This window comes from Bacillus sp. FJAT-45350 (assembly GCF_002335805.1).
Lineage (GTDB): Bacteria > Bacillota > Bacilli > Bacillales > NISU01 > FJAT-45350.
Window position 1 is genome coordinate 2,644,002 of sequence record NZ_NISU01000001.1, and the last position, 13,861, is coordinate 2,657,862.

Annotated in this window: 10 protein-coding genes and 1 pseudogene; all 11 read right to left on the reverse strand. The window is 36.8% G+C overall.

Annotation, left to right across the window (positions count from 1 at the left end; all coding sequences use genetic code 11):
- Window positions 1-36 precede the first annotated feature (36 nt).
- Complete coding sequence (locus CD003_RS13295; RefSeq protein ID WP_096202351.1) at window positions 37-486, reverse strand: RidA family protein; 450 nt, start codon at window positions 484-486, stop codon at window positions 37-39.
- Window positions 449-1,504, reverse strand: a complete 1,056-nt coding sequence (locus tag CD003_RS13300) for an amidohydrolase family protein (protein WP_096201586.1) — start codon at window positions 1,502-1,504, stop codon at window positions 449-451. The genes CD003_RS13295 and CD003_RS13300 overlap by 38 nt, the downstream gene beginning before the upstream one ends.
- The gene (locus CD003_RS13305; protein WP_096201587.1) at window positions 1,495-2,034 is read right to left on the reverse strand and encodes a 3-hydroxyanthranilate 3,4-dioxygenase; all 540 of its coding nucleotides are present in this window, start codon (window positions 2,032-2,034) and stop codon (window positions 1,495-1,497) included. Before CD003_RS13305 ends, CD003_RS13300 begins: the two co-directional genes overlap by 10 nt.
- Before the next feature lie 54 nt (window positions 2,035-2,088).
- Entirely contained in the window at window positions 2,089-2,838 is a 750-nt protein-coding gene (locus CD003_RS13310; RefSeq protein WP_096201588.1) for an IclR family transcriptional regulator, read from the reverse strand.
- A gap of 104 nt (window positions 2,839-2,942) precedes the next feature.
- Window positions 2,943-4,424 (reverse strand): 4-hydroxyphenylacetate 3-hydroxylase family protein, encoded by a 1,482-nt coding sequence (locus CD003_RS13315; RefSeq protein ID WP_096201589.1) that lies wholly within the window; start codon window positions 4,422-4,424, stop codon window positions 2,943-2,945.
- A gap of 362 nt (window positions 4,425-4,786) precedes the next feature.
- Window positions 4,787-6,958, reverse strand: a complete 2,172-nt coding sequence (nasC, locus tag CD003_RS13320) for an assimilatory nitrate reductase catalytic subunit NasC (protein WP_096201590.1) — start codon at window positions 6,956-6,958, stop codon at window positions 4,787-4,789.
- Window positions 6,959-6,998: 40 nt separating this feature from the next.
- Window positions 6,999-7,322 carry a nitrite reductase small subunit NirD gene (gene nirD / locus CD003_RS13325; RefSeq protein ID WP_096201591.1) on the reverse strand — a complete coding sequence of 108 codons (324 nt, stop codon included), beginning with the start codon at window positions 7,320-7,322 and terminating at the stop codon, window positions 6,999-7,001.
- A gap of 60 nt (window positions 7,323-7,382) precedes the next feature.
- Window positions 7,383-9,803 (reverse strand): nitrite reductase large subunit NirB, encoded by a 2,421-nt coding sequence (nirB, locus tag CD003_RS13330; protein ID WP_096201592.1) that lies wholly within the window; start codon window positions 9,801-9,803, stop codon window positions 7,383-7,385.
- A 109-nt stretch (window positions 9,804-9,912) separates the two neighbouring features.
- Window positions 9,913-11,400, reverse strand: a complete 1,488-nt coding sequence (locus tag CD003_RS13335) for a NarK family nitrate/nitrite MFS transporter (RefSeq protein ID WP_096201593.1) — start codon at window positions 11,398-11,400, stop codon at window positions 9,913-9,915.
- A 275-nt stretch (window positions 11,401-11,675) separates the two neighbouring features.
- Window positions 11,676-12,626: a methyl-accepting chemotaxis protein gene (locus tag CD003_RS22705; protein WP_373558574.1), complete on the reverse strand. Its 951-nt coding sequence runs from the start codon at window positions 12,624-12,626 to the stop codon at window positions 11,676-11,678.
- A pseudogene (locus CD003_RS22710) lies at window positions 12,621-13,673 on the reverse strand (HAMP domain-containing protein); the annotation flags it as partial. The pseudogene CD003_RS22710 and the gene CD003_RS22705, both read right to left, overlap by 6 nt.
- Window positions 13,674-13,861: the final 188 nt, after the last annotated feature.

Below are 13,861 nucleotides of genomic sequence, written 5' to 3' on the forward strand. Positions count from 1 at the left end.
TTTATTGGCCAGTATGTTATTAATAAAAGAACGAATTTACTCTTCCTCTACCTCAACAACCATCTCAATTTCAATTGCGGTATTGTTAGGTAACTGAGCCATCCCTACAGCGGATCTGGCATGCTTACCTTTCTCACCAAACACTTCTACCAAAAGGTCAGAAGCCCCATTCATAACCTTTGGTTGCGCCGTAAAATCTTCTGTACTATTGACAAATCCAAGAATTTTAACGACTCTCTTTACTTTTCTTAGATCCCCAAGTTCGCTTTTAAGTACATTTAATAGATTTATCATCGACTGTCTTGACGCTCGATAGCCTGTTTCAATATCTAGTTCGCGACCAAGCTTTCCATGAAATTCATCTACCCCTTGACCCGATGTAAAGATTAAGTTCCCTACTCTCACATGACTAACATAATTTCCAACAACTTTTCTTACAGGGGCCAATTCAATTCCCAAGCTTAGTAGTTTCTCCTCTGGAGTCATTAACTTTTGATCCAATTTCCATTCTCCTCTCCTTGATATTTAAGAACCGAAGTGCATTTTCTCCAAGCATTAATCTCTTATGTTGTTCTGTTATATCTTGCATCTCATCGATCACTTTACCAGGTGGAATCTCACGTAATAAAAATGGATAATCAGACCCCATCACGATTTTATCTATTCCGAATCTATCAATTAAGTATTTAGTATTGAGTGGATCATAATTTAAAGAATCGAAGTAAAAATTATTTACATAATGACTTGGAGGCTTTGTGGTTAAACGTAAGTGAGGCCATACTTCCCACCCCTTATCAAGTCTCGGTAGAATATATGGAAAGGAGCCTCCAGCATGAGCAAAGCACACCTTTAGGTTTGGAAACTTTTCCATTACTCCGCTCCAGACTAGACTCGCTGCCGCTAAAGCAGTCTCACTTGGCATCCCAATTGTATACATGAAGTTATGTCTAGGTGTCCGGTCTTTTGCCATTGTCTCCCATGGGTGAATAAATAGTGGTACACCCCAATATTCTGCCATCTTAAAAAATTCTACTAACTCCGGTGAATCTAAGTTGTTACCATTTACATTCGTTCCAATTTCAATACCTGCTAGATTTAGCTCGTGCATACAACGGTCCATCTCTTTAATAGCAGCTTCACTATCTTGTAGCGGTACCGTCCCTAAGCCTACAAAACGATCCGGATGTTCTTTGACAGTCTCAGCAATAAAGTCATTTTGAATTTTAGACATAACCACAGCTTCTTCAATAGGAGCCCAGTACGAAAATGTTACAGGAATTGGGGATAAGACTTGAATATCTACTCCCTCACGATCCATGTCTTTAATTCTTTTATGTGAACACCAAACTTGGTCTGTTACTTCACGAAACACCTTTCCACCAACCATAATATTTGCACCACATGTACACGTTTGATTGAGAACAGGCCATTTTTCTTGCCCATACTTTTCAGTAAAATTAGGCAAATCAGGAGGAATTATATGAGTGTGAAAATCTACTCGCATTTCCAAACCCCCACTTCTTCTGGCATTACATGAGCACAATGTGGACATGTTCTTAATTTTTCACTTCCGTTAAATTCTTCAATCGCTTGTTTTACTTGTGTTTCAATATTAGTTAACTGCACCGTTACGCGATGCATTTCATTGTTGCATTCATCACAAAACCAAACAAAATCTTCCAGCTCACCTTTATCTCTTTTTCGCTCTAAGACAATTCCATACGTATCGGCTACACGATGGGGTGAATGTGGAACATTGGCTGGAAGCATAAACATCTCCCCTTCTTTAACAGTTACCACTTCTCTCTCACCATCTTCATTAATGCACTCTACATAGCAATCTCCCTTAACTTGGTAGAAAAATTCATCTGAAGGATCGATGTGAAAATCACGACGACGGTTTGGCCCTCCAAGTAACATTGCAATAAATTCTGAATCCTCCCAGAGCACTTTGTTATTTACAGGTGGCTTTAATAAATCCTTATTTTCCTCAATAACCTTCAGTATATTTAGTGAGCGTGACTGTAAAGACATTCACAAATTCCCCCTTAAAAAGTATAAACCTATAAAATGTAAGCGTTGTCATTATTATATCGAATTAATATAGCCTAACTCTTTTGAAATGGACTGCGCTGTTTTCCGTACACTTTGAATAATTGATTGCCTTTCTCTTCCTTCCATATATGAAATGGGACCAACCAGATTTAATGCAGCTACTGTTTGCCCAGTGTACGAGCGTATTGGAGCCGCAATCCCATATAAACCTAACTCATTCTCGTTATTACTAACTGAATATCCTTTTTTTCTTATTTCTTCTAGTTCTGTTCTTAGTTTATTTACACATGTAATTGTGTTTGGAGCACGGTGTAGTAAGCCCTTTGAAATTGTTGGTTGAATATATGATGGGTTAAAGGATAATAAAACTTTCCCCGTACTAGTACAATAAGCCGGCTTTCGAGCACCAACAAATGTTGGAACATGAACTGATTGTTTTGACGATACCTTTAAAACAAATCTCACCTCGCCAGCGTCAAACATTCCAATATGAACTGTTCCATTAAATCGTCGAACAAGTTCTTCCACTATTGGAATAGCTTCACTGTAAATATCTTGCTGATACATGACGTGATTACTCCATTCTAGTAACTTCCAGCCTAATCTATACTTTTTTCTACTATCTTGAATAAGAATGCCCTCTTGGCACAAGGTACTGACAAGGTGATGAACAGTACTTACATTCATTCCTAATTTTTCAGCAATCTCCCGGTTTCCTAATACTGGTGAATCTGCAGTAAAACAATCCAGAATTTTTGCAACTTTAGTGACAGAGGAAATCATATTTTATTGCCCCCTTATTCAACCTCTTCAATTTCATCCTTTTACTTCCATTCTCCAACCTTCCCCAAAAACCCTTTTACCACTATAAAAATGATATAAAATATTTATTGTTTTGTTAATGGTTTTGATACTTCAGTTGCTCCATTTAAAGCATCATCAACCATTGAAAACGTTGCTTTTCGTTTGTACTGATTATAGAATATCGCTCTTTTACGAACTGGGTCACCTGTGTAGTATCGTTCGTATTGTAAAGTACGCTGGCCAAATGCCTCTCCACATAAATCCCATGCTAGTTTAAATAAGCGGACACGTTCTTCCGCAGATACTCCGGCACGGCCTACAAAGTATTTATCTAAGTCTCCACGGATTTCAGGATTATCAAAATCAGCACCTGTTGGGGACATTAACAATCCTCCTGCTCCTATAACTTGTATTACCTCTATTGCTCGTGGATATAATGTTGGTAACAAACCACGAATTGTTTCAAGCGCCGCTGCAGCCGGCCTTACTTCACCGCTTGGCATAACTTCATATTCATTCTCTGCTGCACTAAGGAGTGAACGGATTGTTTCAACTGACTGGACTAACTCTCCTAAATCGGTTTGTACATTTAAATACCCATCTACTCCAATAGAATCAGCTAAACGACAGGCTACTTCAACTGCAAAAGCTAATTTAACATAACCACGAACTCCGGATTGGTGAGCTGGCTGTTGAGCAATTCCTGTTTTCGGATAAAGAAGATTTGCTGCTTCAACATTGTTATATAGGAATACTCTTTCCCACGGGACAAGTACATCATCAAAGGATAAAATTGCATCCATTTCTTCAAACCTTGATGCTAACGGATGGTCGAACAATGAACGTTTTCCATCTTGCATCGGCTCACGACATAGGAGACGTAGTCCTGGTGTATCAATTGGGATAGCAAATGCTAATGCATACCTTTCATCGCCTGGCTGGAACCCTGGGAATGAATAAATGATGACCTCATCTGTAATCGGCGCAAGAGTAGCCAACATTTTCGCACCCCTAACAACAATACCTTCTGATGTCTCCTTCACTGTACCTAAGTGAGTAAATAAATCTTCTTGTTCATATGAAGCTTTACTTCGATCATTTTGTGGATTAATAATTGCATGAGTTAAAAATAAATCATTGTCTCGAATATACTTGTAGTAGTTTTGAATATTTTTTGACCAATTTGGATTGTACTTATCTAAAAACCAAGAATTACTTGCCATAGAAGTAACAACTACATTTAAAAAGTCAGGTGTTCTCCCCATTAATCCAAATGTAGCTCTTGCATATTCTTCGAAAAGTTCTCTACGTGCTTTTAATTCCTCTGTAGATTTTGGATTTAAGAAAGCATTGTTCACTCGTTCATTCGTTTCTTCACAAATGTGGGTTAATTTATCCTGATACTCTAGATCATGTTGCATATCATAGAGTTTAGCAATTTCCTGTATCGGCTGCCGAAAAACATCTTCATTATAAACATCAGTTATTTTTCTACCACCTAACCATACTTCTGGTTTCCGAGATTTTAACGCGTTTATATACTCTTGACCTGTCCTAATTCCCATTTTCATTCCCCCTAATCTTTTCTTCTTTTTCAACTAGAACCTTTCGGTTACACGGAGTTTCCTCCTAAACATCTGAAGTAGAAATTCAATGTTTATTACTATCTACACTATACTTATTTTCTTAATGTTTAGTATTTAGTAAATTTCATATTATGAAATAAACTAATATTTTTTTGATTTTTTTAAATTTTCACTATTTTTTATAACCTCTACTAAATTATGTAAATTAAAAAAATAATAACATATTTATATTGAAGAAAATCTTGCAACCAGCCTATTTGATTGCAAGATTTTCATTTAGCTTGAACTAAATATTAGTAGTCTCCAATATAAAAGAGTATGCACCGACTTATTATAAGGTTTTACACTATTACTTCTTTCTTACTATCCTCTGTTGATGCCCTTCTATTATGAACCGGGCTTATATTCACAGCACTTACTTTAAACTCTGGCATTTTACATACAGGGTCTAGTGCTGGATTTGTTACCCGATTAATCGATTGTAAATCCCCCCAATGGAAGGGAGAAAATAATGTATCTTCCCTAATAGAATCTGTTATTTTGCACTTCATAACAGCTTTCCCACGTTCTGATTCAATTTTAACGAGCTTCTTATCTTCTAGCTCTAAACGTTTTGCTGTAGCAGGATGTATCTCAACAAATGCTTCTCGTGAACGGTTATTGAGATCTGCACTTTTCCTTGTTTGAACACCAGATAAATAATGTTCCATTACCCTTCCTGTTGTTAAATAATAAGGATATTTTTCGCTTGTCTTTTCTTTTGGAAATTGATATTCCACTACACTAAAGTTTGCTTTCTTATTTTCAGTATAAAATCCTTCAGAAAATAAACGTTTTGTTCCCTCATGCTCTTCCGCTGGACAAGGCCAAAATACCCCATCCTCTTTTACACGCTCATACGATATCCCATAATAATCTGCTACTCCACCTTGACTTGCTATTCGTAGCTCATTAAAAATATCTTCAGCCTTTTCATACTGAAACCACTTTCCTCTTCCTAATGATGTCGCTAGTTCACAAAGAATTTTCCAATCGTCCTTCGCCTCACCTGGTGGCTTCCGTTTCGCTGAGCGATAAACCACTCTTCCTTCTAAATTAGTCATCGTACCCTCATCCTCTAGATAGGATGTTGTCGGAAGGATTAAATCTGCCATTCTTGCTGTTTCAGAAACAAACATGTCTACTACTACTAGAAAATCTAGTTTTTTCATTGCTTTCTCTACAAATAATGCATTTGGACTTGATACAACAGGGTTTGAACCCATCAGAAATAATGCTTTAATCTCTTCTTTATCCACTTTTTCTAGTAGTTCATATGCAGATACTCCTTTTCGAGGAATTTCTGCTTCATCTATATCCCACACGTTTGCTATATGCTTGCGATGGTCGTCATTTTCAATTGAGCGATAGCCTGGTAATTGGTCTGCCTTTTGACCGTGCTCACGCCCCCCTTGACCATTCCCTTGCCCTGTTATTGCTCCATAACCACAAGCGTATTTTCCGATTTTCCCTGTAGCTAATACTAAGTGTAAAAATTGCTTTACTGTCTGGAAACCACTTGCATGTTGTTCAACGCCTCTAGCGGTAAAAATCATTCCTGTTTCAGCTTTACCATATTGTCTCGCTGCTTCTTGAATATCAGCTAGGGGTACATCACATAATTCAGAGATTTCTTCTACATTAATATCTCTGATTTTTTCTTTTAAACTATTGAATCCATTTGTACGATTTTTTATAAAAGCTTCATCTATATATCCTTCTTCTACAATTACCTTCAACATCCCAATCGCTAAGTTTGCATCCATCCCAGGACGAATCTTCAAATGCAAATCAGCCATCTTAGTAGTCGCTGTTTCCCTAGGGTCAATTGCAATTATGAAAGCTCCATTCTTTTTTGCCTTTCTGAAATAAGGCATAATGGTCGGCTGACATTCAGCAATATTCGTTCCAGCTAAAATGATACATTCGGCATCCTTAATTTCTGTTAGCTCATTAGTAAGTCCTCTATCAATACCAAATGCAGCATTTGCTGCAGATGCTGCCGCGCTCATACAAAACCGACCATTATAATCGATATACTTCGTTTGCAATCCTACCCTAGCAAACTTTCCTAATAGATAGGCTTCCTCGTTAGTTAAGGAGCCTCCCCCATAAACACCAATTGAATCGTTGCCAAATTCATCTTGTAAACTTGTAAACTGCTCAACAATCATCTCATAAGCCAAATCCCAAGAAATTCGAACAAATTCACCATCTATATTTAAAAGAGGGTGGGTCACTCTTTCATTATTTATCGCATGCTGATGGGCTTGAGTTCCTTTAATACATAGTCTTCCTTCTGACGTTGGATCTAGCTTGTTAGGTTTCACTTTAAAACGATTTCTTTTTATGATTCGTTCTTCAATGAGCTCCATTGAACATTGCATACTACAATATGGACAACGAGTCTTTAGTATTGTTTCTGCACTCTGCTTCATTTGCTTTTCACGGAAATACCGTAGCATATCACTCATATATACACCCTCTTAAAGAAAAACGCATAGCGTCTTTTTCTTAAATATACAAATACACATTCTCTCCCTCTATTACTGCCTCATAAACCTTAACACATCCAGTATCTGGTTTTTGAACAAGACCATCTTTCAAATTTATTTTTCTATCATGTAATGGACAGAAAACATGCTCTCCACTGACGATACCTTGTGATAATGGTCCCTGCTTATGAGGACACTTATTATTGACTGCACGAATTGTTCCATCATTTAATCGAAATAATGCAATACTACGCTTCCCAATAATAACCTCTTTCCCAACCTTATCAGGAATTTCCGATAACTTTGCCACACTCACTTTATTCAACTGCTTTGTTGTACCCATTGTTTCTGCCTCCCCGCATTTTTTAGAAATCAAAGTTAGATGATGACCAGTTCATTACTATTATTGAGGTACTACAACATTATTTTTAAATAAATCATTTTGTAACTCTGTATCTTCTACAATCTCTTTCCACGGGTCTTTTAGTACAGATAAAGCTATTTCCATACGGTCACTTAATTCTTCACGTTGTTTGTGATCTTCTACAATAGCTTTTTGAATTGAGTCAAGACCAACACGTTCAACCCAATGAGATGTACGTTCTAAATAACGTGCAGTTTCTCTATATAATTGTAAAAATGCAGCAGTCATTTCAATTACTTCTTCTGTCGTTTCTACCCGACAAAGGAGGTCTCCTCCACGTAAATCTGTACCACCATTTCCTCCAACATAAAGCTCCCAAGTCCCTTCAAGTCCAACAATCCCAACATCTTTAATTCCCGACTCAGCACAGTTACGAGGACACGCGGATACTGCCATTTTTACTTTATGTGGTGTACTTAACCTTTCAAATTTCTTCTCTAGTTCAATTCCAAGCCCGATAGAATCCTGTGTTCCAAATCGACAGAAGCTCTCACCGACACATGTTTTCACTGTTCGAAGTGTTTTTCCATATGCATAGCCTGATGGCATATCAAGGTCCTTCCAAACGTTTGGAACATCCTCCTTTTTCACTCCTAATAGGTCAAGACGCTGTCCCCCAGTGAACTTCACTAATGGAACATCATACTTTTCAGCTACCTCTGCAATACGCTTTAAATCTTGAGGATTTGTCACACCACCATAGATTCTAGGAACGACTGAATAAGTCCCATCCTTTTGAATATTTGCATGAAGTCTTTCATTAACAAACCTAGATTCTCTTTCATCTTCATATTCAGTTGGGATGACCATACCTAAATAATAATTTAATGCTGGACGACATTTTGAGCAGCCCTCTTCATTCTTCCACTCAAGTACATTCATTACCTCACGAGTATGAGTTAAGCCTTTGTCACGGATAGCTACTACTACTTCTTCATGAGATAAATCTGTGCAGCCACATACTGTTTCTTTTTCCTGACCAGCGTAGTCATCACCAAGAGTATCAGCTAAAATATCCGCCACTACTGGTTTACATCCACCGCACGAACGTCCTGCATTTGTACAGCTACTTATTTCTGAAACCGTACAAAGACCATCATTCTTTATCGCATTGACGATTTCTCCTTTAGAAATACCATTACACCCACATACCTGGTCAGAGTCTACCATTGCTGCAGCACCTACGTCAGAACTACCTTCACCACCATGTAATAGACTAATAGGAGCTATGCTCGAAATATCTTCTCCTTTATTTATCATCGAAAGTAGGGTCGTGCCTTCTTTTGTATCTCCAAATAAAACAGCACCAACGACTTTATTATCACGAATCATTATTTTTTTATAAATTCCTTCATACTCATCAAAGATTCGTACACCCCTAGATATACCATCATCAACAAATTCTCCAGCAGAAAATACATCTACACCAGAAACCTTTAGCTTTGTTGATAGGATTGAGCCTTTGTAACCCTCACTTGGATTCGTTTCACAAATATGCTGTGCCAACACTTTTCCTTGCTCATATAGTGGTGCTACTAAACCATAGACCAGCTCTCTATGTTCTGCACATTCACCGACTGCATAAATATTGTCTTCACTTGTTTGCATGAAATCATTGACGACAATACCACGATTCACACCAATTCCACTTTCAACGGCTATCGAAACATTCGGCTTAATCCCTACAGCCATTACAACTAAGTCAGCTTTTGTACTAGTCCCATCTTTAAATCGAATTCCTTTGACTCGTTTTCGTCCTACTATTTCCGATGTGAATTTTTTCATTAAAAATTTCATACCTTGCTTCTCTAATTCATTTCTTAATAATACTGCCGCATCCCTATCAAGCTGTCGTTCCATCAAATAGTCATGGATATGCACCACTTCTACATCCATTCCTAAATTTAATAAACCACGTGCTGCCTCTAAGCCTAGTAAGCCACCACCAATCACTACTGCCTTTTTGTATTTATTCGAAGATTCAATCATTTCTTCGCAGTCTTCTATACTTCTGAAAGCAATAACTCCGTCTAAGTCAGCACCTGGTACTGGAAGTATGAAAGGGTTTGAACCTGTCGCAATGATTAACTTATCGTAATCTACTACTCTATCTTTATTAGTGACCACCTTCTGAACTTTTTTATCAATCGTACGTACCTCTTCATCTGTATATAGTGTTATGTTATTTTCTTCGTACCAGTTAAGGTCATTAATTGTAATGTCATCAATCGTTGTATCACCTTGCAAGACTGTCGAAAGAAGAATTCGGTTATAGTTAGGGTGAGGCTCTTTACCAAATATCGTAATTTCGTATTTCTCTTTGTCTACTTTTAAAATTTCTTCAATACATCGGACACCTGCCATACCATTCCCAATTAATACTAATTTTTTCTTATTCATTAATAACAACCTCCTACAGCGAATTGGTTACAGTTTAATTAATCTGAGTATTTCACATTGTCACTATATATTCAGTAATAATGTCAGGTTACTTACCAGATAAATTCTTTTAAGCAATCGTGCTTTTTCTTTCCTTCTCTTCTATATCAACCGAAGATAACTCATACTCATCAGCAAAAGAGCCTTTTGGTTCCTCAAGCCAGAAATAACAACATAGAAAACTTAAGAACGCGCCACCCGCTAAAATAAAGAAAAACTGTTGTGGTGTAACAAGCGTATATAGAACTAAGTAAACAGTCGCTCCTACATTTCCATATGCACCAGACATACCAGCAATCTGACCCGTCAGTCTCTTTTTAACAAATGGAATAACAGCAAATGTCGCCCCTTCTGCACCTTGTATAAACATTGATGTGACAACCGTCATCACAACTGCTAGAACTAAAGGCCAGCTAGAATCAATCATTCCCATACCTACAAGACCTAAACTAATTCCAAACATATAGACAAGCATTGTATTTCGACGACTATTCATCCGATCCGATAAATATCCACCGAGAGGTCTCGCGATTAAATTAATAAATGCAAATGACGAAGCAATCAACCCAGCCTGAGCTGGAGACAATGAAAACATAATTTGAAAAAACATAGGTAACATCGAGATAATTGCTAACTCAGCGCCAAAATTGGCAAAGTAGGTACTGTTTAACGCTGCTACATTTTTAAACTTATAACGATCATCTTCAGGCACACCTTTTTTCAAAATTGGAACATTCACTTTTAAGATGTTGTATACCTGATAAATACAAAACATTAAACATAGTGAGTAAGAAACATAGAGAATTGTATCTGATACCATCCCAGTATCATGTAATCTCCATGCAACTAATGCTAATGCGACATAAAGTGGCACCGTCCATAAAATCAATAACGCCATATCTTTCCACGTACTAACTTCTAATGCTGCAATATTCTTTGGCTTCTCATACACTTTACCTTCAGGAGTATCTCTTGCTAAGATGTAAAAAATCACACCGTATATTAAACATGCAAGCCCAGTAAATGCGATTGCATATCTCCAACCGTTATCTCCACCAAACATCGTTAAAGCAAACCATGGTAAGAGAATTGCACCTGCAGCAGAACCAAAATTACCCCAACCACCATAGATACCTTCTGCCATACCCACACTTTTTGGTGGGAACCATTCAGACACCATTCGAATTCCGACCACGAAACTTGCTCCAATACTACTAAGGAGTAAACGAGAAATTAGTAGTTGCATAAAACTATTACCGAAAGCAAATGCGAATGTCGGTATAGCCATGGCAATTAATAAACCACTGTACACTCTTCTAGGACCATACCGGTCAAGAAGCTTTCCAACAATGATACGAGCTGGAATCGTTAACGCAACATTGACAATCGCAAGGGCTGCAAGATGATCCCCTGTTAACCAACCAGTTGTTTCTATCATTGTTGATGCTAACGGAGCCATATTAAACCAAGTAAAGAAAGAGATAAAGAATGCTATCCAAGCAAGGTGAAGCATTTTTGTCTGTTCACTTTTGAATGTGAATATGTCCTTAACAGTCATATAAATCCCCCTAAAGATTTAGTTTTCTGATAATCATATATTGATTTTTCCATAATTTATCTTGTTTGTATCATTTTCCGTTAGAACATCTTACAAGTTTTTTACTATTTCTACATTGTAAAATAATCTATCTATACAAAATCCGACACCAATTTCATACGCTATCGTTTTACCGTTTTATAACCTATAAAATAATACGGTATCCCAATTCACTAGAAAATAAAGAAGCTCGTTTGAACGTAGTATCTACGTCAAACGAGCCCCATTGCCTTATACTATTTTACTTTAAACTGTTTACTTAACTCTAAAAGCTGTGTACTAGCTTCATTTAATTTGTCAGCAGATTGAGCCACACTTTCTAAAGCCGCCCCTTGCTGGTAAGATGCTGCATTCACTTCTTCAACAGAAGCTGATGCTTCTTGAGCAACCTCAGAAATATTCTTAATACTTTCTAAGACATGCTCCTTGTTATCAGCCATTCTTTCAATTTCATCTCGAACTGATGAAATTGAATCGATAATTTGATTGACCGATTGTTCGATATCTTTAAACGACTTATCTGTCTCATTAACAGCCTCGTTCTGAAGCACTGAAATTTCCTTCGTTCTCGAAATTTCACCCATCGCTCTTTCCGATTGGTCAATAATACTGTTAATAGTTTCTCTTACTTTGACAGTTGCTTGAGAAGATTGATCAGCTAATTTACGTACTTCATCCGCTACAACTGCAAAACCTTTACCATTTTCACCTGCTCTTGCAGCTTCAATACTTGCATTCAATGCTAGTAGGTTTGTTTGCGCTGATATATCATTAATTGTATCAATAATATTTTCAATCTCTGAAATTCTTGCTGATAAATCAGATATTACTCCCTCTACATTTAGAAATACGTCATTTGTTTCTTTTGTCTTTTCCTTCAAGACTTCTACCCGTTTCCCACCATGTAAGCTTACTTCTCTCGTTTTAGAAGTTAGTTTCTCCATATTTACTGTTTCTTGCTTTACTTCCTCTATTTGATTAGATAAATCAATCGTCTGCTTTTTCGTCTCTTCGACATCATCCACCTGACGTGATGAACCAGAAGCTATTTCTGCTACAGAGGCTGAAATCTCTTCACTCGAAGCAATACTTTCTTCAGATAGAGCATTTAATGTTTCAGCTGAATGACTTACTTCATTTGCTGAGTTCTGAACAGCTTCCAGAAGCTCCTTCATTTGCTGTGCCATATGATTAAAATCCCTCGTTAACTCACCGACTTCATCTTGGCTCTTCGATGTTGCTTGAACTGTTAAATCACCGGCTGCTATTTTACTTACTTGTTCTCTTAATTGTTTTATCGGTTTTGTAATTCCAATAGAAAATAAATAAGAGATTACAAGGGAGATTACTATAGCAATACCTGACACAATAAGAATCACATTACGAAGCTCATTTGCATCAGTTAAAAGGTTTTTGTATACGTAGACAACTCCTATTTTCCAGCCTGTTTCAGAAACCGTCTCATAGTACATCATTCTCTCTAAGCCTTCATAATCATAATAAATAGACCCTATTTCTGGTCCGGCTAGCATTTGTTTAATTGTCTCATTTTCCGATAAATCTTCCCCAACTAAAGTTGGGTGAACTAAAGCTGTACCTTCTGTATCATATAAAAATACAAAACCATCATAATTCACATCAATCGAACTCATCATATTAGCTAATCCATCTAATGTAATATCAAGTCCAATTGCACCAAGAACATTTCCTGTCGAAGGGTCCAAAACAGCTTTCGCCGCTGTAACAACAATTGAGCCTTCTTCACTTAAATAGGGGTTTGTCCAAATAACATTATTGACATCCTGTTTAGCCTCTACATACCACGGTCGACCAGTTGGGTCAAAATCAGGTGGTAAATCAAAATGTGGTGTTAATCGCATATGTTTTGCTTCACTAGCTACATACGCGTAATCAATACCATCATTTAAACTAATTAGTGAATCAAATTGACTATCAACATTTCCCCATAATATATCTTGTTCTTCTTCATCTGCTGTTAAATAATCAATAAAGGATTGATTTTGACTAAAGAGATAAAGTTGATTTGAGTAGCCTTCTAGTATTAAATCCCCATAACGTGTGAGTTCTCTGACAATGTTCTCCCCTTCATTTATTGCATTCGTTTCAATCACATTTTTTGTTTGAGAATATGTAACAAACAGCACAATTGATAAGGTTGAAACGAGTATCGCAACAATTAAGAGAATAAGCTTATTCTGTATCTTCTTAAACATAATTACTTAAAATCCCCTTCACCTTTTTTTAGAAATAATAACAAAAATTATTCATGAATAGTATATCAGAATCACCTTAAACATCCTATATATTTTCCACTATTTTGCTAGTGTTATAATCTTCTGATAAATAATATTCCAATATTTACATTTAAATTAACGATTACAAAAAGAGTAAATTGTTCAAC